Here is a 25,273-nt window from a genome sequence, read left to right as displayed (position 1 = left end):
GAACGGCTTCGACACGCGCTACCTCTCAGGTCGGGCAGGGGGGCGCGGTACGGGCAGGGCACCGCTGGGCGCCGACCGGACGGGCCCGGCGGCGACTGCAACAGCACACTGCCGGACCCCGCCAAGTCCTCGCCAACGATCCGCCAACGCCCCGCCCACGGCACCCGCGCCGCCCGCCGGTGCCGCGTGGGACGGGGGCACGGGGCCGGGCGCGGGGAGCGGGCGCGGGGAGCGGGCGCGCGGGCCGGGCTGCCCTCGGAGGGCGCGCCCGTCAGGCGAGGCCGCCGATCCGTTCGGTCGGGATGTCCGTCGGCAGCAGGAGGCCGAGTTCGTCCAGGTCCACCACGTCCACGCGGGACAGCCGGCCGGCCTGCCGGGTGATCATCGCCTCCAGCACCTGCCGGGCGAACCGGCCGTTGCCGAAGGAGCGGTCGCGCCGGGCGCCCCGGAACAGCGTGCCGAGCGCCGTGAGGGTCTCCGGGGTGCAGTCGTAGCCGGCCGCCTCGGCCTGCCGCCGGACGATGGTGACGAGTTCGTCGTCCGCGTAGTGGTCGAAGGTGATCTCGCGGGAGAAGCGCGATGCCAGGCCGGGGTTGGAGGCGAGGAAGCCCTGCATCTCCTCCCGGTAGCCGGCCGCGATCACCACGACCTCGGCGCGGTGGTCCTCCATCAGTTTCATCAGGGTGTCGACGGCCTCCTGGCCGAAGTCGCCGACGGCGGCGCCGTGGCGGGGGGTCAGCGTGTAGGCCTCGTCGATGAACAGGACACCGCCGCGGGCGCGTTCGAAGGCGTCCCGGGTGAGCTGCGCGGTGTGGCCGATGTAGCGGCCGACCAGGTCGGCGCGGGCGACCTCCACGAGCCGGCCGCCGGGCAGGACGCCGAGTTCGGCCAGGAGTTCGCCGTACAGCCGGGCGACGGTGGTCTTGCCGGTGCCGGGCGGGCCGGCGAAGACCAGGTGGTGGCCGATGGCGGCGGCGGGCAGCCCGGCGTCGGTGCGGCGGCGGACCTGCCGGGTGAGGTTGACCAGGTCCTCGACCTGTTCCTTGGCGGCGGCGAGGCCGACCATGGCGCGCAGCCGGTCGAGCGGACCGGGCTCCCCGGGACCGGCCGCCCGGGCCCCGGCCGCGGCGGCCGGCCCGCCGACGTCGGCGGGCAGCAGCCGGGTGAGTGCGGCGTCGTCGAAGTGCTCCAGCCCGGCGAGGCGGGAGGCCTGCCGGTCGACCATCTCCTCGAACACCCTGCGGGCCGCCCGGCCGTTGCCGGAGGCGGCGCCCCCGGGCAACCGCTCGAAGTGCACGGCGATCGCCGCACGGGTGCCCTCGGCGAGTTCGTAGCCGTGGCCGGCGGCGGCGTGCTCGACGATCGTGGTGAGCTCGTCGACGCTGTAGTCGCGGAACTCGACGGTGCGGCTGAACCGGGAGGCCAGGCCGGGGTTGGCGGCGAGGAACCCGCGGATCTCGGCCTCGTACCCGGCGACGATCACCACCAGGTCCTCGCGGTGGTCCTCCATCAGTCTGACCAGGGTGTCGACGGCCTCGCGGCCGAAGTCGGGGCCGGTGCCGCCGGAGCCGGAGCCGGAGCCGGAGAGGGTGTGCGCCTCGTCGACGAACAGCACGCCGCCGAGGGCCGCCCTGACCACCTCGGTGGTCTTCAGGGCGGTCCCGCCGATGACCGGGGCGACCAGATCGGCGCGGGCGACCTCGACCAGGTGGCCGCCGCGCAGCACGCCGAGTTCGGCGAGGAGTTCGCCGTACAGCCGGGCGACGGTGGTCTTCCCGGTGCCGGGCGGCCCGGCGAAGACCAGGTTCCGGCTCATCGGGAGGGCCGGCAGGCCGGCCTGTTCGCGGCGCCGGGTCAGCTTGTTGAGGTTGACCAGGGTGGCGACCTGCTCCTTGACGCCCTCCAACCCGACCAGGCTCTGCAGGACGGCCTGCGGCCCCCGCGAACCCTGCGGCCCCTGCGCCTCCCGAGGTCCCGGGTCAGCGGCTGCGACATCGGGAACAGCGGCGGCCCCGGACGCACCACCGACCCCGGCGACCGCCACCGGGCCGACGGCGTCGGACGACCCGTTGTCCCGGCTGTCGAGGTCCTCGACCGCGAGCCGGTCGGTCGGCCCGGTCTGCCGCAGGCCCGCGCCCCGGTTCCCGGTGGCCAGACAGCCGGTGAGCCGGACGGGCTCCGCCGAGTCGGAGCGCAGCCCGTCCACGGTGTTGCCGGTGAGCCGGCAGGCCGTCAGCGCGGCGCGGGCGCCCGCCGCCAGGTGCAGCCCGTGGCGGCCGTTGGCCCGCAGCACGGCGCGGGTGACGGTCAGTTCGCCGCCGCGTTCGACGCTCGCACCGTCGAGGGCGTTGTCGGCGCTCTCGACGTCGCGCAGGGTGGCGGCGCCCTCGGCGCCGACCGAGATGCCGCAGGCCCCGCTGCCGTGCACCCGGCTGCCACCGAGGTGGGTGTCGGCGCCGTCGGCGACGCGGACGCCGTGTCTGCCGGAGTCGAGCACGATGGCGTCCTCGATCCGGCCGCGCCCGTCGCGCAGCACCTCGATCCCGTGGCCGCCCGCCGCGGTGACGGCGGTGCGGCGCAGCATCGGGTCGGCGCCGTCGCGCACCACGATGCCGGTGCCGGCCGGGTCCCGGACCTCCAGCCGGTCGAACTCGGCGGCGCTCTCCCCGGTGAGTTCGACGCCGTCGGCCTCGGCGTTGCGCACCACCGTCCGGACCAGGACGGGACGGGCCGACTCGCCGACGTGGATGCCGGCCCCGGCGGGGGCGCTCACCTCGCAGTCCTCCAGGGTGCCCCGGGAGCGGCCCGCGATGTGCAGGCCGTGGCCCTGGGGGTGTACGGCGCGGCAACGGCGCAGCAGCGGGTCGGTCCCGTCGGCGAGCACGTAGCCGTGGCTGCGGACGGTGGTGACGGTGCAGTCCTCCAGCACGACCCGGGCGGTGGACCCGACGTACACGCCCAGGGCGCTGTCGCGGATCTCGGTGCGCAGCAGGCGGGTGGTGCTCCGCTCCTCCAGGGCCACGGCGGGCCGGTCGGTGGCGGAGATCTCGCAGTCCTCGACGGTGCCGCGGGCCTCGCCGTTGGCGCACACGCCGTTGCCCCGGGCGTCGCGCAGCACGCAGCGCCGTACGGTCGGGTCGGCCCGCTCGCCGATCACCAGGGCGGAGGTGCCGAGGTGTTCGATGACGCTGTCCTCGATGACGCTGCCACCGGTGGAGGTGTCGACCAGCCCGGCGCCGACCGGGTTGACCACCCGGCAGCCGTGCATGGCGAGTTCGCCCTGCTCGCGGGTGAGCACGGCGGTCCAGGCGTTGCCGGTCACGTCGCAGTCCTGGAGGGCGAGCCGGCCGCGCGGTACGTCCACGGCGGGCAGCTCGTCGTCCTGCCCGTGCAGCACCAGCCCGGTCAGCCGGACGTCGTCGGCGAGCACGTGGACCACCGAGCCGCGCCGCGGGCCGATCCGCACACTGCCCCGGCCGGCCTCGGCGGTGATGGTGACCGCCCCGGTGAGCACCAGGTTCTCGTCGTAGCGGCCGGGGCGTACCGAGATCACCGCGCCGCTGCGGGCGGCCTGGAGGGCTGCGCCGATCGTGCGGTGGGAGCCGGGCTCCCCCTGCTCCGCGCAGACCGTCAGCACCGGGCGCGACATGCCTGGGGTTCCCTTCGTCGTGGGGCGGGGTGGGCCCGGTCGGGGGACGCACCGGCGGCGCGTCCTCTCCGGTGCTACGGCCGTCCGGGCCGGGCCGGTTCACGGGGGTGTCCGCCCGGCGCGAGCCCGCGCGCCGGCACGCCGTCACCGGGACGGGTTCCGCCCGGGAGCGGACGGACCGTCAGGCGCTCTCGGACGAGACGCAGTGCTCTCGGCGGCAAACACCCGCGCACACCCGGTCCTAGCGTGGGTGGCCCGGCGCAGCCCGCGCGCTGCGCCGGCAGACATCGGCACCAAGAGCACGCAAGAGAGAAGGACCCCATGCCGTTCATCACCGTCGGCCAGGAGAACACCACGCCCGTCGACCTCTACTACGAGGACCACGGCACCGGTCAGCCGGTCGTGCTGATCCACGGGTTCCCGCTGGACGGACGCTCCTGGGAGCGGCAGAGCGCCGCGCTGCTCGACGCCGGCTACCGGGTGATCACCTACGACCGCCGCGGCTTCGGCCAGTCCTCGCACCCGACCACCGGCTATGACTACGACACCTTCGCCGCCGACCTGAACACCGTGCTGGAGACCCTGGACCTGCGGGACGCCGTGCTCGTCGGATTCTCGATGGGCACCGGCGAGGTCGCCCGCTACGTGTCCTCGTACGGCTCGGAGCGGGTCGCCAAGGTCGCCTTCCTGGCCTCCCTGGAGCCGTTCCTGCTCAGGACCGACGACAACCCGGACGGCGCCGCCCCGCAGGAGTTCTTCGACGGCATCGTCGCCGCGGTGAAGGCCGACCGGTTCGCCTTCTACACCGGTTTCTTCAACGACTTCTACAACCTGGACGAGAACCTCGGCACCCGGATCAGCGAGGAGGCCGTCCGCAACAGCTGGAACACCGCGGCCTCCGGCGGCTCCTTCGCCGCCTCGGCCGCACCGACCACCTGGTACACCGACTTCCGCGCCGACATCCCCCGCATCGACGTGCCCGCCCTGATCCTGCACGGCACCGGCGACCGCACCCTGCCCATCGAGAACACCGCCCGCGTCTTCCACCGGGCCCTGCCCTCCGCCGAGTACGTGGAGATCGAGGGTGCGCCGCACGGCCTGCTGTGGACCCACGCCGAGGAGGTGAACACGGCGCTGCTGGCCTTCCTCGCGAAGTGACCGACGCGTCGTGACCCGGGGCGGCCCGTCCGCCCCGGCACCGAGCCCCGGGCCTCCCCCGTCCCACCGGACGGGGGGAGGCCCGGGGCTCTTCCGTCGTCCCCGCGACCCCGCTCCACCGGCCCGGACCGGTGCCCCGCCCGGCCGGTTCACTGGCGGACCGGAGACGGTGCACTGTGCGCCAACTACCCATCCCATCTGCGACTTAACGTTCTTTCAGGCGATCGGAGCGGAGCCGGGCCGGTGAGTGCCGGCCCCGCCCGGACGCCCCTCCGCCGCCCGAACCGGGGCGGCGGTCCGAACCCTCACAGGAGGCTGGAGCGGTGCCTGCAATGCCGGTCGGCGGGCTGGTCCCCCGCGCCGTCGAGAACGCTGCCGACGTCGTCGTCCGCAACGCGAAGATCCACACCGGGGACGCCCGCCGCCCACAGGCCGGCGCCCTCGCCGTCCGCGACGGCCTGATCACGGCCGTGGGGGACGACGCGGACGTCGCCCCGCTCATCGGGCCCGCCACCACCGTGGTGGACGCCCTCGGCCGGCGGGTGGTGCCCGGCCTCAACGACTCGCACCTGCACGTGATCCGGGGCGGCCTCAACTACGTCCTGGAGCTGCGCTGGGACGGTGTGACCTCGCTGCGCGAGGGCCTGGCAATGCTGCGGGAGCAGGCCGCCCGGACCCCGAAGGGGCAGTGGGTGCGGGTCGTCGGCGGCTGGTCGGCGGAGCAGTTCGCCGAGCGGCGGCTGCCCACGCCCGCCGAACTGAACGAGGCCGCGCCGGACACCCCGGTGTTCGTGCTCCACCTCTACCAGTCGGCGGTCCTCAACCGCGCCGCGCTGCAGGCCGTCGGCTACACCCGGGACACCCCCGACCCGAAGGGCGGCCAGATCGTCCGGGGCCGCGGCGGTGAGCCCAACGGCATGCTGCTGGCCGCACCCAGCGCGCTGATCCTCTACTCCACCCTCGCCAAGGCGCCGACCCTGGCGCCCGAGGAGCGCAAGTCGTCCACCCGGCACTTCCTGCGCGAGCTGAACCGCTTCGGGCTGACCTCCGCGATCGACGCCGCCGGCGGCTTCCAGAACTTCCCGGAGAACTACGCGACGGTGACCGAGCTCGCCCGGGAGGGCCTGCTCTCCCTGCGCATCGCCTACCACCTGTTCCCGCAGACCCCGGGCCAGGAGCTCGACGACCTCACCCGCTGGATCGAGACGGTCCGCCCCGGGGACGGCGACGAGTGGCTGCGGCTGAACGGCGCCGGCGAGAACCTCACCTGGGCCGCCGCCGACTTCGAGAACTTCGCCGAGCCGCGTCCGGAACTCGGTGACTACGAGGGCGAGTTCGAGAAGGCCGTCCGGATGCTCACGGAGCACGGCTGGGGCTTCCGGCTGCACGCGACGTACGACGAGACGATCCGGCGGGACCTCGCGGTGTTCGAGAAGCTCGCCGCCGAGGGGCTCTTCCCGGCCGGGAACCGCTGGCTCTTCGACCACGCGGAGACCGTCTCCCGGGACAGCCTCGACCGGATCGCGGCGCTCGGCGGTTCGCTGTCCGTACAGAACCGGCTCTCCTTCCAGGGCGAGGTGTTCACCCGCCGGTACGGCTTCGGCGCCGCCGCCGAGGCGCCGCCGATCCGCGCGATGCTGGACCGCGGGCTGACCGTGGCCGCCGGCACCGACGCCACCCGGGTGTCCTCGTACAACCCCTGGGTCGCGCTGCACTGGCTGGTCTCCGGACGCACGGTCGGCGGGCTGGCGATCCGGCCGCCGCAGAACCGGGTGGACCGGGCCACCGCGCTCGCGATGTACACCACGGCGGGAGCGGCGCTCACCGGCGAGCAGGACGTCAAGGGCGTGCTGCGGACGGGCTGTTACGGCGACCTCGCGGTGCTGTCCGACGACTTCTTCACGGTGCCCGAGCACGAGATCCCGCACATCGAGTCCCTGCTGACCGTGGTCGGCGGCCGGATCGTGCACGCCGCGGCGGAGTACGAAGGCCTGGACGAGGAGCTTCCTGCGGTCAGCCCGGCGTGGAGCCCGGTCGCCCGCTTCGGCGGCTACCGGTCCCACCGGAGCGGGGGCACCGGCGCCCGCCAGGCCGAACTGCTCGGCGAGGTCGTCGCCGAGTCCGAGCTGCACCGCCGCTGGCGCGTCGGCCGTGGCCTGGCGACGGAGCAGGCCCAGCCGTTCGACCCCTGCTTCCTGCTCTGACCCGCCCCGCCGGGTGCTCCGGCGGGCCGCCAGCCGGAGCACCCACCGCACCACCCACCCGACTTCCTCCGCGGATCACCGCGCGAAGGATCCACCGAAAGAACCCGAAGGGAACCCTCATGGTCGACGTCTCCCAGGTCAGCGCCACCCCCAGCCCCGACCTGCTGACCCCCGACAACGCCGTGGTGCTGTTCGTGGACCACCAGCCGCAGATGTTCTTCGGCACCGGCAGCGGCGACCGCACCGCCATCATCAACGCCACCGTCGGCCTCGCCAAGGCCGCCAAGGCCTTCGACGTCCCGACCGTGCTGACCACCGTCGCCGCCGAGTCCTTCTCCGGCCCGCTGCTGCCGCAGCTGGCGGCGGTCTTCCCGAAGGCCGAGGTCCTCGACCGCACCTCGATGAACGCCTGGGAGGACGAGGCGGTCGTCGAGGCCGTCAAGGCCACCGGTCGCGGCAAGGTCGTCATCGCCGGCCTGTGGACCGAGGTCTGCCTGGTCCTGCCCGTGCTGTCCATGATCGACCAGGGCTACGAGGTCTACGTCGTCACCGACGCCTCCGGCGGCGTCTCCCCGCAGGCCCACGAGCACGCCGTCCAGCGGATGATGCACTCCGGCGCGGTGCCGGTCACCTGGGTCCAGGTGCTGCTGGAGCTCCAGCGCGACTGGGCGCGCCAGGAGACCTACGGCGCCGTCATGGAGATCGTCAAGGAGCACGCCGGCGCGTACGGCCTCGGGGTCGTCTACGCGCAGGCCGTCATCGGCGAGCACGCCGCCGGCTGAGTCGGCGCACACCGAATCGGCATCAGCTACAGCGACCAGGGACAGGAACAGGAACGATGGACACCGGACTGCTGATCCTCCGTGTGGTGGTGGGCCTGCTCGTCGCCGGGCACGGCGTACAGAAGGTGAGTTTCCGGCTGGGCGGCAACGGCCTCGCGGGCGGGACGGAGGAGTTCCGGCACGACGGCTTCCGCGGCGGGACGCTCACCGCGCTCGCGGCGGGCGCCGGGCAGGTCGGTGCGGGCCTGTTCCTGGCCCTCGGCGCGCTCACCCCGCTCGCGGCCATGGTCGCCATGGGCGTGATGACGGTGGCGCTGACGGTCAAGCTGCCGCACGGGCTCTGGGTGCAGAACGACGGCTACGAGTACCCCCTGGTGCTGGTGGTCGTCTCGGGGGCGCTCGCCCTCACCGGGCCGGGCCGGTGGTCCGCGGACCACGCCGTCGGCCTGACCGGCTGGCCGCTCTGGCTGTCGGTCGCCGCCCTGGTGCTCGGCCCGGCGAGCGGCCTGCTCACCCGGGCGGTCCTGCACCGCGCGCCCGCGCCGCAGGAGGAGGCGGCCGGTGCGCACCCTGCTGGCTGACGCCGGGCGGACGCTGGTCCCGCCGCGCGCGGACCGGCACGGCCCGCTGCCGCCGCTGATGCTCCTGCTGACGGTGGCCACGGGCCTGGTGGACGCGGTGAGCTACCTCGGCCTCGGCCACGTGTTCGTGGCGAACATGACCGGCAACGTGGTCTTCCTGGGGTTCGCCCTGGCGGGGGCCCCGGGGCTGTCGGCCACGGCGTCGCTGGTCTCGCTGGGGTCGTTCCTGGCCGGTGCGCTCGTCGGCGGACGGCTCGGCAGCCGGACGTCGGGCCACCGCGGGCGCCTGCTGGCCCTGGCGGCCGGCGCCCAGACGGTCCTGACGGCCGCGGCGGCCGCCACCGCCGCGGCCGGCGGGGCCGACCACGCCCTGATCGTCCTGCTGGGGCTGGGCATGGGCCTGCAGAACGCGGCGGCGCGGCGGCTCGGCGTGCCCGACCTGACCACCACCGTGCTGACCCTCACCCTGACCGGCCTGGCCGCCGACTCCACGGCGGCCGGCGGCGCGGCACCGCGCCCGGGACGCCGGATCCTCTCCGCGCTGGCGATGCTGCTCGGCGGCCTCGCGGGGGCGGCCCTGGTCCTGCACGGGCAGACCGCCACCGCCCTGGCCCTGGCCGCCCTGCTGCTCCTGGCCACGGCGGTGACCGCCCACCGGATCTCGGCCCCGGACGTCCACTGGGCGCCGCCGGTGGCCTGATCCGCGCTCCTCCACCGACTCGATCGACCATCAACGAACCCCGCACGCGCCCGGCGACCGCTCAGCGGGCGCCGGGCGCGCCGACGACCGGGAGGTCCCCGATGAACCGACGCTTCCTGCGACGCGTCGTCCCGCTGGTGGCGGCGATCGCCGCCCTGACCGCGGTCCCCGCCGCCTCGGTGGCCCAGACCACCCAGAGCACCCGGACGACGCAGGCCGCCCAGGCCGCCCCGACGTACGCCCACCGGCAGTTCGCCGTCGGCCCGCAGTACGACTCCACCCACGTCTACGTCGAACCGGGCACCGAGCAGGCGTTCGTCGCCTCCTGGGTGGCCACCTTCGGCGGGACGACGATCGGGCCCAACGCCACCCAGGTGACGCCCACGCCGAGCCGGACTCTCTCCGAGCTGGTGCTCTCCCCGGTCGGCACCCTGTCGGTGTTCGACTACACCACGCCCGTCCCGTCCCCGTTCGGCACCGAGCGCACCGGCTGGCTGGTGACCGACCTCGACCAGGCGGTCCGCGCCGCCCGGGCCGACGGCGCGGCCGTCACGGTGGCGCCGTTCGCCGACCCGATCGGGCGCGACGCCGTCGTGCAGTTCCCCGGCGGGATCAGCGCCCAGCTCTACGTGCACACCACCCCGCCGTCCTACCCCGCCCTGGCGAGCGTGCCGGAGAACCGGCTCTACCTCTCCCCCGACGCGGTCGGCGGCTTCCTGCGCAGCTACCTCGCCTTCACCCAGGGCCGGATCGTCGCCGACGACCGGCGGGCCGACGGCGCCGCGATCGGCCTGCCCGGCACGACGTACCGGCTGCTGACGCTCACCTCCGGCTTCGGCACCACCACCGTCGCCGTGACGGACGGCCACCTGCCGTACCCCTTCGGCCGGGAGCTCACCGGCTACGGCGTGCCGGACCTCGGGGCGACGCTGGAGCGGGCGAGGGCCGCCGGCGCGTCGGTGCTGTCGGGTCCGGTCACGGCGGGCGGCCGGGACAGCGCGATGGTGCGCTTCCCCGGCGGCTACGTCGCGGAGGTCCACACGGCCCGATGAGCGACGTCTGGTGAACGACGCCCGATGAGCGACGCCTGGCGAACGACGCCCGGCGAGGCGTCACCGGCACGGCGTGAACCGTGGCGAACGACCGGCCGTCCCGGTCGACCCTCCGGCGGGCCGCCGGGCGCACACCCGCGCCCGGCGGCCCGCCGCTTCGGGTTCGGCCCGCCGCTTCGGGTTCGGCCCGCCGCTTCGGGTTCGGCCCGCCGCTTCGGGTTCGGCCCGCCGGCTCAGACCGCGATGCCGTAGCCGGACGCGCGGGCCCCCGGAGCGGTGCCGGCGCCGGCACCCGTCCCGGCGTAGGCCTGCCACTCGCGCGGCGAGAGCCCGTACACGGCCCGGAACGCCCGGCTGAAGTGACTGGCGCTCACGAAGCCCCAGCGGCTCGCCACCGCCGCCACGGTGGCCCGGCCCGCCGTCCGGCGGGCGAGGTCGCGGCGGCACATGTCCAGCCGCTGGCGCTGGATCCAGCGGGCGAGCGTGACCCCCTCGAAGCGGAAGAGCTTGTGCAGGTAGCGCACCGACACGTGGTGGGCGGCCGCGATCCGCTCCGGCGAGAGGCCCGGGTCCCCGAGGTTGCGCAGGATGTGGTCCTTCACCCGGGCCAGGACGGCCAGGGCCGCCTCGGGGGCCTCCGCCAGGGACAGGCCGCGACGCTCGTGGGCGAGCACCGCGAGCAGGTCGAGCGCCGTGCCGGCGAGCCAGCACGCGAGCCGGGGCTCCATCGAGCCGGCCGACCGCGAGAGGCACTCCAGGTACGCGGCCACCAGCCGGGCCGTGCCGTCGGCGCTGTCGAAGACCGTCGTGGTCAGCGCCTTCAGGTCCTCGTCCGAGACGCCCACGGCCGTACGCGGCCAGTGCAGCGCGGTGAAGGCGAAGGCCTCCGGCAGTTCCTTGGCGAACGGACGTCCGGCGTCGGAGACGGCGAACGTACCGGGCCGCAGCACCACCCGGTGGCCGTCCTGCTCCAGGCGGGCGGTGCCGCGGTGCTGGAGCGCCAGGGTGAGGTGGTCCTCCCCGCCGCGGGCGATCAGCCCGGCGCTGCGCTCGACCCGCTGCGGCCCGGCCTCCACGAGGGAGAGCTGCACGTCGCCCACGCGGTGGCTGGTGATCGTCGCGGGTGCGGGCGCGCGGTCGAGCAGCGCCACGTCGAGCGGGATGAAGGTGCGGGAGACGGCCTCGTGCCAGTACTCGGCGCGGTCGTCGGACGGAACGTCGGTGGTGTCGAGAACGACGGGCATCAGTGCTCCTCGGAGGGGGTCTCTTCGGTGGGGGGCTGTCCGGTGGTGGCGTCGGGCGGCGGGTCTCACCACGAACGGCTGTGCAGGGCCATGTGCACGGTGTCGACGACCTGGATCAGCGCGGCCCGGGCGGTGCCGGTGGGGCAGTGCCCGGCGAGCAGCAGGAAGCCGTGCACCACGCCCTGGTAGCGCGTGGCCACCACCGGAACGCCCGCCGCGCGGAGCCGGGCCGCGTAGGCCTCGCCCTCGTCGCGCAGCACGTCGGCCTCGGCGGTGACCACCAGTGCCGGGGGGAGCCCGGCGAGCCGGTCCAGCGGGGCGCGCAGCGGCGCGGCGGTCGGTTCGGCCCGCCCCTGCGGGTCGGGCAGGTAGTCGTCCCAGAACCGGCGCATGTGGTCGCGGTGCAGGAAGTAGCCCGTCGCGTACCGGTGGTAGGACGGGGTGTCGAAGTCGGCGTCGGTCACCGGGTACAGCAGCACCTGGTGGAGCAGCGGGAGGTCCCCGTGCTGACGGGCCAGCAGGGTCAGCGCCGCCACCAGGTTGGCCCCCGCGGACTCGCCGACGGCGACGATGCGGCGCCCGTCTAGCCCGATCCCGTGGCCGTGCTCGTGGATCCAGCGGGCGACCGCGAGGCACTGCTCGGCGGCCACCGGGTAGCGGGCCGCGGGCGCCCGGGCGTAGTCCACGTACACCACGGCGGCGTCGGTGCCCAGGGCGAACTCCCGGACCAGCCCGGCGTAGCAGGCGGCATCGCCGAGCGACCAGCCGAGGCCGGGCAGGAACAGCACCACGGGGCTCGGCCCGACGGTGCCGGCGGGTCTGGTCACCTGGACGTGCACCCGCTGGGTCGGTCCGCAGGGCAGGGCGAGCCACTCCGTCGAGGTGCCGTGCGGGTCGTCCGGGTCCGGCTCCCCGTCGGGGCCCCGGTCGAGCCCGTCGTCCGGGCCGCCGTACGGCCCGTCGCCCGGTACCCCCGCCGGGCCGACCGCGCCGACCGCCGGGCCGTCCGGGGTGAGGAAGGAGAGGTCCGGCAGCGGTTCCGTCGCGGAGCGGCCGGCCCGGGTGTCCAGGAACTCCTGGAGCGCCCGGTCGAGCACCGGGCGCGGGTCGGACAGGGGGGTGGGGTCGGACAACGTCTTCGCTCCTGGCTTCGATCAGTGGGGCCGCACGGCATCGCGTGCGTCGCGGCGGGTGCCCGGGCGCGTCGGGCGGGCGGCCCCTCGCACCTCCCCCGGGGGTGCGGCGGCGCGCCCGCTCGACCGTACTCCCGGGGCGGGTGACCGCGGTGGACCGGCCCGGGCCCGGACGGCGGCCGGACTGGCGGCTCGTCAACCGGCGGCACCGCCCGGAGCCTCCCGCCGCTCGCGCCACTCCCGCGGGGAGACGCCGTACGCGGCGCGGAAGCTCCGGCTGAAGTGCGCCGGATTGACGAAGCCCCAGCGCTGGGCCACCGCCGAGACCGTGGGCGCGGTGCGGCCGCGGCGGGCCAGCTCGCGGGCGCACGCCTCCAGTCGGCGCTGCTGGATGAGCCGGCTCACCGTCACCCCCTCCCCCTCGAAGATCCGGTGCAGGTAGCGCACGGAGATGTGGTGGGCCTGCGCGATCCGCTCGGGCGCCAGCTCCGGTTCGGCCAGGTGCTGCTCGATGTACTCCCGCACCCGGCGGACCAGGTGCGCGTTCGGGGTGTCCGCCTCGCCGGCCGGACGGGCGTCGGCCAACTGGGCGACGAGGGTGCTCAGCAGGTCGGCGACGCTGCCCGCCAGCCGGTCGCCGACCGGGGCCGGGTAGGAGTGCGCGGAGGCGGCGAGGACGGCGAGGAACGGCAGGATCACCGGCCCGCAGCCCTCCGTGGGGCCGAGGGCCGTCGCCGCCGCCTGGCGGAGGTCCCGCTCCGGCACGCCCAGCAGTCGGCGCGGCAGGTGGAACAGGTGGGTGCGGAAACGCTCCGGGTAGTCGACGGCGTACGGACGCGCCGTGTCGTACACCACCAGGCCGCCCGGGGACACCTCCGCCCGACGCCCGTCCTGCTCCAGGACGGCCCGGCCCTCCTCCTGCACGCCGACCCCGATCTGCGGCTCACCGCCCGGCGCCCGCTCGATCAACGCCGCCGTGCGGGAGAACCGGGCGGCGTCCGCCTCCAGCGTGGAGACCCGCACGTAGCCCAGCCGGTGGGAGACCAGCAGCCCGTCGAACGGCCGCGGGGTGAGCGGGTGCACCTCGACGGGGACGACCGTCCGCGACACCGCCCCGTTCCAGTACGCCGCCTTGTCCTCGTCCGCTACCGAAGCGGTCGTCACCCGCACGCCCATCTGCCCGCCCCTTCCGCCGAATCCTCGCGATCCCAGCCTGGGGCGGGCGGGCGGTGGACGGTTAGGTCATCTGACTGCTCTCTCCGGCAGTACCCCGCGGGGCCCGCCGAGGCACCGGGAAGGGCACCGCAACGGGCCCGGCCGGGCAGGCGTCAGCGCAGGTCAGAGGCTGTCGGGTGCGGTGTCGAGCGCGTGGGCGAGCGCGGCCCGGGAGGTGATCCCGAGCTTCGGGAAGATCTTGTAGAGGTGGGCCGCGACGGTACGGGGCGACAGCTGGAGCCGACGGCCGATGTCCTTGTTGGTCAGACCGGTCGCGGCGAGCCGGGCTATCCGCAGCTCCTGGCCGGTGAGGCCGGACGGCGCCTCGGCCGGTGCCCCGGGCGGCGGCGCCACCGGGTCGCCGGCGGCCCTCAGCTCCGCCTCGCAGCGCTGCGCCCAGGGCTCCGCCTGCAGCCGGCGGAACACGTGGTGGGCGGCGCGCAGCGGCTCCCGGGCGCCGGGCCGGTGACGGCGGCGCAGCCACGAGCCGTGGGCGAGCCGCAGCCGGGCGAGGTCGAACGCCCACCGCTCCGCGCCGGGGACGGCGTACGCGGCCCGGTAGGCGGCGTCGGCGTCGTCGTCCTCGGCGGCCAGGGCGGCGGCGGCCGAGCACAGGAAGGCGTGGCGGTCGGAGATCTCCGCGGAGCGGGCCGCCCGCCCGGCCTCCAGGTGGGCCCGGGCCTCCTCGTGCCGGCCGGTGTGCACGGCGGCCGTGACCAGGTCGAGGACCAGCGCGTGGTGCCAGGGCGGGCCGCCGGGCAGCCGACCGGGCGGGGTGATCTCGCAGAAGTGCGCGTACGCCTCCTCGTGGCGCCCGTGGGCGAGCGCGGCCAGTCCGCGCAGGTGGGTCAGGCGGTCGAGGACGTAGCGCATCCGGGCCCGGGCGGCGGTGGGCCGGATGGCCCGCTCGACCTCCCGCAGGCCGGCCTCGTCGCCGCGGCCGGCCAGGTAGTGGGCGTAGTACTGGCGGAACATCAACGCGTTGGTGTGGTAACCGAGTTCGTCGGCGATCTCGGCCTCGCGCAGGCAGACGGCGGCCTGGTCCCAGTGGCCGAGCAGGAAGTCCTGGTGGCACTTGGCCTTGGCGATCGAGCCCTGGGTGGCGAAGCCGTGCAGTCCGGTGAAGCGGTGCCAGAGGTCGCTGTCGGGGCAGTCGAGCGCCGAGGCGGTCCACAGCAGCAGCCAGGCCGCGCCGGCCTCCTGTTCCTCGGTCATGCCCTCGGCGACGGCCCGGAGGGTGGCGGTGGTGTCCGGGCCCGGGTCGGTCCAGGCCCGCAGGCACAGCCGGCCGGCCTCGGAGACCTCGCCGCGGTGCCGTTCCAGGGCCCGCCAGGCCCAGGGGTCGTCCGTGTAGGTGGCGGCCAGGAGCAGTTTGAAGTAGACCTGCTCGGTCAGCCCGCCGAAGGTGTCGGCGCCCGGGGCGGTGAGCGCGTCCAGGGCGGCGGGCAGCAGGGCGGCGGAGGACTCGAAGTCCACGTGGTGGCTCTGGTCGGCGTAGACGACCGCGTACGCGAACAGCGGGGCGGCGTCCGGCGGCACGCTGCTGCTCTTCAGCTCCTCCACCAGGGCTGCGGTGTGGCGCAGTTGCCCACCGCGGGCCGACATCACCGCGGCCCAGGCGAGTCTGCGGACGCGGTCGCAGGAGCTGGGGCTGAGGACGGCGGCGCGTTCGAGCAGCAGGGCGCCCTCCGCGTCGCCGCCGCGGTGGGCGAGGTCCCGGCCGGCCTCCTGCAGGCGGTGCGCGAGGCCTTCGTCGGGCAGCAGGGCGGCGGCGGCCTCGTGGACCAGCCGCCGGGGGTCGTCCGGCGCGAAGGCCTCGGACAGGGCGCGGTGGGCCTCGCGGCGCGCGGTGTCGGAGGCTCCGGCGACGACGGCGGTACGGACCAGGGGGTGGCGGAACACCAGCAGGCCGGCCGGGTCCAGCCGGGCCAGGCCGGTCGCCTCGATCCCGTCCGGGATCTCCCCGGCGTCGCCGTCCGCGGCGGCGCGCAGCCAGCCGCCGCTGGTGAAGTCCGGGCCGGTGGCGAGGGCACCGAGCAGCAGGTAGCGGCCGATCTCGGGTGTCACCGCGTCCAGCCGGTCGGCGAACATCCGCTCCAGCTTCTCTCCGAGCGGCAGCCGTTCCGGCAGCGGGGCGGTCCCGCGCTGCTGGGCGGCCTCCAGCTGGCGCGGCAGTTCCACCAGCGCCAGGGGATTGCCGGCCGCCTCCGCCAGGACGCGGTCCCGGGCGGCGGCCGCGAGTTCGGGGTGGTGGGTGCCCAGCAACAGGGCCGCGTCCGGCCGGGGCAGGGCCCGGACCTCGACGGCCTCGGCCGACCAGGTCTGAGCGGCCGGTCCGTCCGGCCGGGTGGCGCCGACGATCACCACGGGCAGGTCGGCGCAGCGCCGGTGGAGGAAGGCGAAGACGGTCGCGCTCGACGAGTCGATCCAGTGCAGGTCGTCCAGGAGCAGCAGCACGGGGGCGGTCCGGACGGCCTCCTCCAGCAGCGTCAGGGCGGCGGCGCCGACGGCGAAGCCGCTCGGGGTTCCGGCGCGGATGCCGAGCGCGCTCTCCAGGGCCTCCCGCTGGTGGGCGGAGAGGGAGGCGGAGCGCTGGAGCAGCGACCGGAAGGCCTGGTGGAGTGCGCCGAAGGCGAGGTCCGTCTCCGCTTCGGCGCCGACGGCCCGCAGGACGGTGAAGCCGCGTTCACCCGCGGCGTGCTCCACCCAGGACAGCAGGGTGGACTTGCCGACGCCGGGCTCGCCGCGCAGCAGCACGGTGCACCCGCTGGCGCCGTCCTCGGCCTGCACCAGGGCGGCGGTGAGGAGCTCCGTCTCCCGCTGCCGCCCGACCACGGCCGGTCCCCGGCTGTCGTGCACCACTCTTCTGTTCCCCTCGCGTCGGTCCCCCCGCCACGGGAAACCAAGGTTAACGCCCGTCAGGACCAGCCGTTACCACGCTGGGTGTGGCCCCGATCACATGCGGCGACGTGCTCGCGGAGGCGGCCGGCCGCCCCGACGGCGGCCGAACGTGTTCAGCCAACTCAAGGCGTTCGTCCGCCGTACAGCGGGCAGTCATGAGTGGTCCGCCGGGCGGTACCCCGCAGCCGCTGTCCTTGGGGTGCCGTCCTCCACTCCCGTCCTTCCAGAGGTCACCCACCCATGGCAGAGCTGAACCGCCGCCGTTTCCTCCAACTCGCGGGCGCCACCGCCGCGTTCTCCACGCTGTCGCAGAGCATCGCGCGTGCTGCGGCGATCGCCCCGCGGGGCGCCACCGGCACCCTCCAGGACGTCGAGCACATCGTCGTCCTGATGCAGGAGAATCGTTCCTTCGACCACTACTTCGGTGCGATGAAGGGGGTCCGCGGCTTCGGCGACCCCCGCCCGGTGACCCTCCCGAGCGGCAAGTCCGTGTGGCACCAGACGGACGGCGCCAAGAAGGAGGTGCTGCCGTTCCGCCCCCAGGTGAACGACCTGGGCATGCAGTTCGTCCAGGACCTCAACCACGACTGGGCCGGCGGCCACAAGGCCTTCAACAACGGCAAGTACGACCAGTGGGTCCCCGCCAAGACGGCCACCACCATGGCCTACCTGACCCGCCAGGACATCCCGTTCCACTACGCCCTCGCCGACGCGTTCACCCTGTGCGACGCCTACCACTGCTCGTTCATCGGATCCACCGACCCGAACCGCTACTACATGTGGACCGGCTTCACCGGCAACGACGGCACCGGCGGCGGCCCCGTCCTCGGCAACCAGGAGGCCGGGTACGGCTGGACGACCTACCCCGAGCGGCTGGAGAAGGCCGGGGTCTCCTGGAAGGTCTACCAGGACGTCGGCGACGGCCTGGACGCGGCCGGCTCCTGGGGCTGGATCAGCGACGCCTACCGCGGCAACTACGGCGACAACTCGCTGCTCTACTTCAACAGCTACCGCAACGCCAAGCCCGGCGACCCGCTGTACGACAAGGCCCGCACCGGCACGAACGCCAAGGCCGGCGACGGCCTCTTCGACCACCTGCGCCGCGACGTCCAGGCCGGCACGCTCCCGCAGATCTCCTGGATCGCCGCCCCCGAGGCGTTCACCGAGCACCCCAACTGGCCCGCCAACTACGGTGCCTGGTACGTCTCCCAGGTGCTGGACGCGCTCACCTCCAACCCCGACGTGTGGGCCCGCACGGCGCTGTTCATCACCTACGACGAGAACGACGGCTTCTTCGACCACGTGGTGCCGCCGTTCCCGCCCTCCTCCGCCTCCCAGGGCCTGTCCACGGTGTCCACCACCGCGGACTACTTCGCCGGGAACATCTCCAACGCGGCCGGCCCGTACGGCCTCGGGCAGCGGGTGCCGATGCTGGTGGTCTCCCCCTGGAGCACCGGCGGCTTCACCTGCTCGGAGACCTTCGACCACACCTCGATCATCCGCTTCATGGAGCGCCGCTTCGGCGTGCTGGAGCCCGACATCTCGCCCTGGCGGCGCGCCATCTGCGGCGACCTCACCTCCGCCTTCGACTTCACCGCCTCGAACACCGTCCCGGCCGCGCTGCCCTCCACCGCCGGCTACCTCCCGCCGGACCGCAACCGGCACCCCGACTACGTGCCCACCCCGCCCGCGACCGGGACCATGCCGAAGCAGGAGGCGGGCTCCAAGCCCACCCGCCCGCTGAAGTACGCCCCGTACGCGGACGGCGCGGCCGACGCCGGCACCGGCAAGTACCGCCTCACCTTCAGCGGCGGCGCGGCGGCCGGCGCCCAGTTCCTGGTGACCTCGGCCAACCGCACCGACGGCCCGTGGACGTACACCGCCGAGGCCGGCAAGACGATCTCCGACGCCTGGAACACCACCTACTCCAAGGGCGTCACCGACCTCACCGTGCACGGCCCCAACGGCTTCCTGCGCCGCTTCCGCAACCCCGGCAAGACCGCCGGGCCCGAGGTCACCGCGCGCCACAACCCGACCACCGGCAGCCTCGACCTCACCCTCACCAACGCGGGCACCGCCGACGCCGTGCTAACCGTCGCCAACGCCTACGCCGGCACCCCGCAGACCGTCACGGTCCGCCGGGGCGCCACGGTCACGTACACCGTCGACCTGCGCACCTGCCGCAACTGGTACGACGTGACGGTCACCTCCACCGCGACCGCCGACTTCGTCCGCCGCCTGGCCGGCCACGTCGAGACCGGCGCGCCGGGCCTGTCGGACCCGGGTCTGCTCACCTACTGACCCGGGCCCGCCCACCTGCCGACCCGCCCGGCCCCGCACCGGCCCGACCCCGCCGCCACCGACACCGGCGGCCCGCCCCGGGCACCCCACCCGCCCGGGGCGGGCCGCCGGGCCCGGTGGCGGCGGCCATTCGGCGCAGTGCGACCCCGCACGGAGCGGGCCCGGCCCGGCGGCGTGCCTATCGTGGGCGGATGACCGACCGTCGGACCGCCCGGCCGGCCGCGGGCCGCTTCCACTACCTGGTGGCCGCCGCCGCCTTCGCCGTCTGCATGACCGGCACCACCCTGCCCACGCCGCTCTACGGGCTCTACCAGGAGAAGATCGGCTTCTCCGAACTGACGGTGACGGTGGTGTTCGCCGTCTACGCCTTCGGCGTCATCGGCGTCCTGCTGCTGATCGGCAACGTCTCCGACACCGTCGGGCGCCGCCCCGTACTGCTCTGCGGGCTGGGGTTCGCCGCCGGCAGCGCCGCCGTCTTCCTCGGCGCGGACAGCGTGCCGCTGCTGCTCCTCGGCCGGCTGCTGTCCGGCTTCTCGGCGGGCCTGTTCACCGGCGCCGGCACCGCGTACGTGCTGGAACTCGCCCCGCCCGGGCAGCGGGCCCGCGCGGGCTTCGTCGCCACCGCCGCCAACATGGGCGGTCTGGGCTTCGGACCGCTGCTGTCCGGCTTCCTCGCCGAGTACGCGCCGCGGCCGCTGGTCCTGCCGTTCGTCGTCCACCTGGTCCTGCTCGCGGTGTCCTTCGCACTCACCCTGCGCCTGCCGGAGACGGTCGCCGGGGCCCGCCCGCTGCGCACCGCGCGGCCCGACCGGCCGTCGCTGCCGCCGGAGGTCCGCCAGGTGTTCGTCCCGGCCGGGATCGCCGCGTTCGCGGGCTTCTCCCTGCTGGGCGTCTTCACCTCGGTCAGCCCCGCCTTCCTCACCACCGATCTCGGCGTCGACAACCACGCCACCGTCGGCCTGATCGTCTCCTCCGCCTTCTTCGCCTCCACCCTGGGCCAGCTGGCGGTGCCCCGCCTGGGCACCGCCCGGGCGATCCCGCTGGGCTGCCTGGTGCTCATCGCCGGACTGGCCCTGCTCGCCGCCTCGCTCGCCTGGACCACCCTCGCGCCGCTGGTGCTCAGCGCCCTGGTCGGCGGCACCGGGCAGGGCATGGGCCTGCGCGGCGCCGTGGGCGAGATCGCCGCGGCCAGCCCGGCCGAGCACCGCGGCGGCGCCCTGTCGGCGCTGTTCGTGGTCGCCTACTTCGGCATCTCGATCCCGGTCATCGGGGTGGGCCTGCTCAGCGAGCCGGTCGGCCTCGCCGACGCCGGCCTGGTCTTCGCCGCCTGCATGGCCGTCCTGGCCGCCGCGTCCGGCGCCTACCTGGCGCGCCGGGCGAGCGCCGGGACCTGACCCCGTGTTCCGCCTGCCGGTGCTTGCCGCCCGGGCCAGGGACCGATAGACACGGACCCGACACCGAGCGTGACACCCGGAGGTCTCCGCCATGAGCGTGACGAGTCGGTACAGGGACGCCTGGGAGGGTTTCTGGCGCGACGCGCCCGAGGAACCGGGGGCGGTGATCTGGGACGCCGAACCGGCCGTCACCGCGGAACGCCACCTCGCACTGTTCCGCCCCCACCTCGCCGACCCGGAGCTGCCCCTCGTCGACCTGGGATGCGGCAACGGCACCCAGACCCGCTTCCTCGCCGACCGCTTCGCACGCGTCCTCGGGGTCGACCTGTCCGTGGCCGCCCTCGACCACGCCCGACGCCGGGACCCGGCCCGGCGGGCCGAGTTCGCCCAGCTGGACGCCACCGACGCCGACGCCGTCCGGGCGCTCCACGAGCGTCTCGGCGACGCCAACGTCTATCTGCGCGGGGTGATCCACCAGAGCGAGCCGGCCGACCGCCGACCGGTCGCCGAGGCCGTCGCCGCGCTGGTCGGCGAACGCGGCCGGGCCTTCCTGGTCGAACTGGCCGAGGCCGCCAAGAAGGTCCTGGCCGACCTCGCCCACGACCCCGCCGGGCCGCCGCCGAAGCTGCGCCCGGTCTTCGCGCACGGCCTCGCCCCCGCCGAGGTCGCCGACGCGGCCCTCACCGAGCTGCTGCACACGGCCGGCCTCACCGTGCTCGCCTCCGGCGACCTGCCGCTGGCCACCACGGAGTCCGCCCCCGACGGCCGGCCGATCGAACTCCCGGCCCGGTGGCTCGTCGTGGGTGCCGGACCGGGCCGCCCCTGAGCCACCGCCGATCATCCTTACCACGGCGCGTCGCCGGGCCCGACCGGCTAGCCTGGACCGCTTCCGAGACCGACACCCGTCCGAGGAGCACAGCGCCGTGTCCGACAGCTTCGCGCATCTGCACGTCCACACCGAGTACTCGATGCTGGACGGTGCGGCGAAGAACGGGAAGCTCTTCGCCGAGGCGCAGAGACAGGGCATGCCCGCCATCGCGATGAGCGACCACGGCAACATGTTCGGGGCGTACGAGTTCTTCCACGCGGCCGCCAAGACCGGCGTGAAGCCGATCATCGGCATCGAGGCGTACGTCGCACCGGCCTCCCGCTTCCTGAAGAAGCAGGTGTTCTGGTCGCCCGGCGGCCAGCGCCCGACCGGCGCCGACGGCGAGGGCGGCAAGGACGTCTCCGGCGGCGGCCGCTACACCCACATGACCATGTGGGCGCAGAACGCCACCGGTCTGCGCAACCTCTTCAAGCTCTCCTCGCTCGCGTCGATGGAGGGCTACTACATGAAGCCCCGGATGGACCGCGAGCTGATCGCCGCCAACGCGACCGGCATCATCGCCACCACCGGCTGCCCCTCCGGCGAGGTGCAGACCCGGCTGCGCCTCGGCCAGTACGAGGAGGCGGTCAAGGCCGCCGGCGCCTACCAGGACATCTTCGGCAAGGAGAACTACTTCCTGGAGCTGATGGACCACGGCCTAGACATCGAGAAGGACGTCCGCGAGGACCTGCTCCGCCTGGCGAAGCAGCTGAACATCCCGCTGCTGGCCACCAACGACTCCCACTACGTGACCGCCGACCAGGCCGACGCCCACGACAGCCTGCTCTGCGTCGGCGTGGGCAAGAACAAGGACGACCCGAACCGCTTCAAGTTCCAGGGCACCGGCTACTACGTGAAGACCGCCGAGGAGATGCGCGAGCTCTTCCGCGAGCTGCCGGAGGCCTGCGACAACACCCTCGCGATCGCCGAGCGGGTCGAGTCGTACGAGGAGGTCTTCACCTACGTCGACCGGATGCCGCAGTTCGACGTGCCCGAGGGCGAGACCCAGGCCTCCTACCTGCGCAAGAAGATCGAGATCGGGCTGCAGCACCGCTACGGCGACAGCCCCAGCCAGGAGGTGCTGGACCGGATCGAGCTGGAGATGGGCGTGATCACCCCGATGGGGTTCGACGCCTACTTCCTCGTGGTCGCCGACATCTGCCAGTACGGCCGGGACAACGGCATCCCGGTCGGCCCGGGCCGTGGTTCGGCGGCCGGCTCGATGGTCGCCTACCTGACCGGGATCACCCAGCTGGACCCGCTGGAGCACGACCTGCTCTTCGAGCGCTTCCTCAACCCCGAGCGCATCAACCCCCCGGACGTCGACATCGACTTCGACGACCGCCAGCGCGACCAGATGGTCCGCTACGTGACCGAGAAGTACGGCGCCGCCTACACGGCCCAGGTGAACACCTTCGGCACGATCAAGGCCAAGGCCGCCGTGAAGGACGCCAACCGGATCCTCGGCTACCCGTTCGCGATGGGCGACCGGATCACCAAGGCGATGCCGCCGGACGTCATGGGCAAGGGCGTGCCGCTGGCCGACCTGTTCGACGAGAAGCACGCCCGCTACAACGAGGGCACCGAGATCCGGGCGCTCTACCAGAACGAGCCCGACGTCAAGAAGATCATCGACACCGGGCGCGGCATCGAGGGCCTGATCCGCGGCACCGGCGTGCACGCCGCCGCCGTCATCCTCTCCTCGACCCCGCTGCTCGACCTGATCCCGCTGCACATGCGGGACAAGGACGGCGTGATCATCACCGGCTTCGACTACCCGTCGTGCGAAGCCATGGGCCTGATCAAGATGGACTTCCTGGGTCTGCGGAACCTGGGCATCATCGACCACTGCATCAAGATCGTGAAGGCCAACCGGGGCATCGACGTCGACATCGAGAAGATCCCGATCGACGACCCCACCACGTACCAACTGCTGGCCCGCGGCGACACCCTGGGCGTGTTCCAGCTCGACGGCGGCCCCATGCGCGCCCTGCTCAAGCTGATGAAGCCCACCGAGTTCGCCGACATCTCCGCCGTCTCCGCGCTGTACCGGCCCGGCCCGATGGGCATGAACTCGCACACCAACTACGCGCTGCGCAAGAACGCCCAGCAGGAGATCATCCCGATCCACCCCGAGCTGGAGGAGCCGCTCAAGGACGTCCTCGGCCCCACCTACGGCCTGATCGTCTACCAGGAGCAGGTCCAGCGAGCCGCCCAGGTGCTGGCCGGCTACTCGCTCGGGCAGGCCGACCTGCTGCGCCGCGCGATGGGCAAGAAGAAGAAGGAGGTGCTGGAGAAGGAGTTCGTGCCCTTCCACGCGGGCTGCAAGGAGCGCGGCTACTCCGACGAGGCGATCCAGGCGGTGTGGGACGTCCTGGTCCCGTTCGCCGGCTACGCGTTCAACAAGTCGCACTCCGCCGCGTACGGCCTGGTCTCGTACCAGACCGCCTACCTGAAGGCCAACTACCCCGCCGAGTACATGGCCGCGCTGCTCACCTCGGTCGCCGACGACAAGGACAAGATGGCGGTCTACCTGGCCGAGTGCCGGCAGATGGGCATCAAGATCCTCTCCCCCGACGTCAACGAGTCGGTGGTCGACTTCACCGCCGTCGGCAGCGACGTCCGCTTCGGCCTCAAGGCGGTGCGCAACGTCGGCGTGCCGGTGATCGAGTCCCTGGTCGGCACCCGCGCGGAGAAGGGCAAGTACACCTCCTTCGCGGACTTCCTGGACAAGGTCGAGCTGGTGGTCTGCAACAAGCGCACCGTCGACTCCCTGGTCAAGGCGGGCGCCTTCGACTCGCTCGGCCACACCCGGCTCTCGCTCAGCACCGTGCACGAGAGCGCCATCGACGCCGTCACCGGGGTGAAGAAGCAGCAGGCCATCGGCCAGGACGACCTGTTCGGCGCGCTCGACGACGGCACCGACGGCGGGCCCGCCATCGGCCTGGACTTCCAGCTCACCGACAACGAGTGGCCGCGCCGCCAACTCCTCGCCCTGGAACGGGAGATGCTGGGCCTCTACGTCTCCAGCCACCCGCTCGACGGCGCCGAGCACATCCTCTCCCAGAACCGCGACACCTCGATCGCCGAACTCCTCGGCTCCGGGCGCTCCGAGGGCGAGGTCCGCCTCTCCGGCCTGATCACCGGCGTCGACCGGCGCATCAACAAGGCCGGCAACGCGTGGGCGATCATCACCCTCGCCGACCGCGACGGCTCGGTCGAGGTGCTGTTCTTCCCCGCGACCTACAACCTGATGGCCGAGCAGATGATCGAGGACAACGTCATCTCGATCCGCGGCCGCCTCAACGAGCGCGACGGCTCGCTGAGCGTCTTCGGCCAGGAGATCACCACCCTCGACGTCTCCTCCGCCGAGCTCGGCACCAAACCGCCCGTCCAGATCACCGTCCCGGCCTCCCGGATCACCCCCGAGGTGGTCGCCGAACTCAAGCTCGCCCTCCAGGCCCACCCCGGCGACGTCCCGATCCGGCTGCTCACCACCAACTGGGACAAGAGCACCCTCTACGAGCTGGGCTTCCGGGTGAACCCCGACAACGGCCTCGCCTCGGACGTCAAGACCCTCCTCGGCAACCGCGCCTGGGCCGGCGCGGCCACCCGGGCCTGAACCGCGGACGGCCGTTGTCCTGCCAGGGCAGGAGAACGGCCGTCCCGGTGCGCGGATCTCGTGGGCTCAGCCGCGGCCGAGGACCCGGTCCACGGCGATCTCGATGACCACCCGGTCCGGGTTCACCCGCGGCTGGCGGTAGCGCTCGGCGTAGCGCCGCTCGGCGTCCGCGACCTGCTCGGGCTCGTCGCGGACGACCGCGACGCCCTCCAGGGTCGCCCAGCGGGCGCGGTCCACCTGGCAGACCGCGACCCGCAGGCCCTGCGGCCCGGCCGCCGCGACGTTGAGCGCCTTGCGGCTGGTGCGGCTGGTGATCACCCGGGCGGTCGCCGTCTCCGGCTCGAACGTGACGCCGACCGGCACCACGTGCGGCGTGCCGTCCGGGCGGGTGGTGGTCAGGGTGGAGATGTGCCGTTCGCGCCAGAAGGCGAGCATGGCGTCGTCGAGGTCGCGCGGGTCATGGGCCATG

General features: G+C 74.1%; 16 protein-coding genes. 10 read left to right on the top strand and 6 right to left on the bottom strand.

Annotation, left to right across the window (positions count from 1 at the left end):
• Positions 1 to 271: 271 nt before the first annotated feature.
• Positions 272 to 3,649, bottom strand: a complete 3,378-nt coding sequence (locus ACZ7KX_RS19815) for a right-handed parallel beta-helix repeat-containing protein (RefSeq protein ID WP_470327542.1) — start codon at positions 3,647 to 3,649, stop codon at positions 272 to 274.
• A 321-nt stretch (positions 3,650 to 3,970) separates the two neighbouring features.
• On the opposite strand from ACZ7KX_RS19815, the gene ACZ7KX_RS19810 reads away from it, so the two are divergent.
• The 6 genes from ACZ7KX_RS19810 to ACZ7KX_RS19785 all read left to right on the top strand — a co-directional run bounded on the left by ACZ7KX_RS19810 (position 3,971) and on the right by ACZ7KX_RS19785 (position 10,126).
• Positions 3,971 to 4,807, top strand: coding sequence for an alpha/beta fold hydrolase (locus ACZ7KX_RS19810; RefSeq protein WP_470327541.1), 837 nt, complete (start codon positions 3,971 to 3,973; stop codon positions 4,805 to 4,807).
• A gap of 332 nt (positions 4,808 to 5,139) precedes the next feature.
• Entirely contained in the window at positions 5,140 to 7,011 is a 1,872-nt protein-coding gene (locus tag ACZ7KX_RS19805; protein WP_470327721.1) for an amidohydrolase, read from the top strand.
• 119 nt (positions 7,012 to 7,130) lie between these two features.
• Positions 7,131 to 7,793 carry a hydrolase gene (locus tag ACZ7KX_RS19800; RefSeq protein ID WP_350520989.1) on the top strand — a complete coding sequence of 221 codons (663 nt, stop codon included), beginning with the start codon at positions 7,131 to 7,133 and terminating at the stop codon, positions 7,791 to 7,793.
• Positions 7,794 to 7,849: 56 nt separating this feature from the next.
• Positions 7,850 to 8,374 carry a DoxX family protein gene (locus tag ACZ7KX_RS19795; RefSeq protein ID WP_470327540.1) on the top strand — a complete coding sequence of 175 codons (525 nt, stop codon included), beginning with the start codon at positions 7,850 to 7,852 and terminating at the stop codon, positions 8,372 to 8,374.
• Positions 8,355 to 9,074, top strand: coding sequence for a YoaK family protein (locus tag ACZ7KX_RS19790; RefSeq protein ID WP_470327539.1), 720 nt, complete (start codon positions 8,355 to 8,357; stop codon positions 9,072 to 9,074). The genes ACZ7KX_RS19795 and ACZ7KX_RS19790 overlap by 20 nt, the downstream gene beginning before the upstream one ends.
• A 101-nt stretch (positions 9,075 to 9,175) precedes the next feature.
• Positions 9,176 to 10,126, top strand: a complete 951-nt coding sequence (locus tag ACZ7KX_RS19785; RefSeq protein ID WP_470327538.1) for a VOC family protein — start codon at positions 9,176 to 9,178, stop codon at positions 10,124 to 10,126.
• Positions 10,127 to 10,359: 233 nt separating this feature from the next.
• On the opposite strand, the gene ACZ7KX_RS19780 is transcribed toward ACZ7KX_RS19785, so the two are convergent.
• The 4 genes from ACZ7KX_RS19780 to ACZ7KX_RS19765 all read right to left on the bottom strand — a co-directional run bounded on the left by ACZ7KX_RS19780 (position 10,360) and on the right by ACZ7KX_RS19765 (position 16,577).
• Positions 10,360 to 11,370 carry an AraC-like ligand-binding domain-containing protein gene (locus tag ACZ7KX_RS19780; RefSeq protein WP_470327537.1) on the bottom strand — a complete coding sequence of 337 codons (1,011 nt, stop codon included), beginning with the start codon at positions 11,368 to 11,370 and terminating at the stop codon, positions 10,360 to 10,362.
• Between the two features lie 65 nt (positions 11,371 to 11,435).
• Complete coding sequence (locus tag ACZ7KX_RS19775) at positions 11,436 to 12,503, bottom strand: alpha/beta hydrolase (RefSeq protein ID WP_470327536.1); 1,068 nt, start codon at positions 12,501 to 12,503, stop codon at positions 11,436 to 11,438.
• Between the two features lie 195 nt (positions 12,504 to 12,698).
• On the bottom strand, positions 12,699 to 13,679 hold the full coding sequence (locus tag ACZ7KX_RS19770) for an AraC-like ligand-binding domain-containing protein (protein ID WP_470327535.1): 981 nt from the start codon (positions 13,677 to 13,679) through the stop codon (positions 12,699 to 12,701).
• 162 nt (positions 13,680 to 13,841) lie between these two features.
• Complete coding sequence (locus tag ACZ7KX_RS19765; RefSeq protein ID WP_470327534.1) at positions 13,842 to 16,577, bottom strand: ATP-binding protein; 2,736 nt, start codon at positions 16,575 to 16,577, stop codon at positions 13,842 to 13,844.
• Between the two features lie 282 nt (positions 16,578 to 16,859).
• On the opposite strand from ACZ7KX_RS19765, the gene ACZ7KX_RS19760 reads away from it, so the two are divergent.
• The 4 genes from ACZ7KX_RS19760 (at position 16,860) to dnaE (ending at position 24,804) form a co-directional block, all read left to right on the top strand.
• Complete coding sequence (locus ACZ7KX_RS19760; protein WP_470327533.1) at positions 16,860 to 18,920, top strand: phosphocholine-specific phospholipase C; 2,061 nt, start codon at positions 16,860 to 16,862, stop codon at positions 18,918 to 18,920.
• Between the two features lie 191 nt (positions 18,921 to 19,111).
• On the top strand, positions 19,112 to 20,314 hold the full coding sequence (locus ACZ7KX_RS19755; protein ID WP_470327532.1) for an MFS transporter: 1,203 nt from the start codon (positions 19,112 to 19,114) through the stop codon (positions 20,312 to 20,314).
• Positions 20,315 to 20,405: 91 nt separating this feature from the next.
• Entirely contained in the window at positions 20,406 to 21,140 is a 735-nt protein-coding gene (locus ACZ7KX_RS19750; protein WP_470327531.1) for a class I SAM-dependent methyltransferase, read from the top strand.
• A 97-nt stretch (positions 21,141 to 21,237) separates the two neighbouring features.
• The gene (gene dnaE / locus ACZ7KX_RS19745; RefSeq protein ID WP_470327530.1) at positions 21,238 to 24,804 is read left to right on the top strand and encodes a DNA polymerase III subunit alpha; all 3,567 of its coding nucleotides are present in this window, start codon (positions 21,238 to 21,240) and stop codon (positions 24,802 to 24,804) included.
• 66 nt (positions 24,805 to 24,870) lie between these two features.
• Here the strand turns inward: dnaE and ACZ7KX_RS19740 are convergent, their stop codons facing one another.
• Complete coding sequence (locus ACZ7KX_RS19740) at positions 24,871 to 25,272, bottom strand: pyridoxamine 5'-phosphate oxidase family protein (RefSeq protein WP_350521001.1); 402 nt, start codon at positions 25,270 to 25,272, stop codon at positions 24,871 to 24,873.
• Between the last annotated feature and the right edge of the window lies 1 nt (position 25,273).

This window comes from Kitasatospora sp. NPDC038210, assembly GCF_055600605.1.
This window is presented reverse-complemented; position numbering and strand designations above follow the sequence as displayed.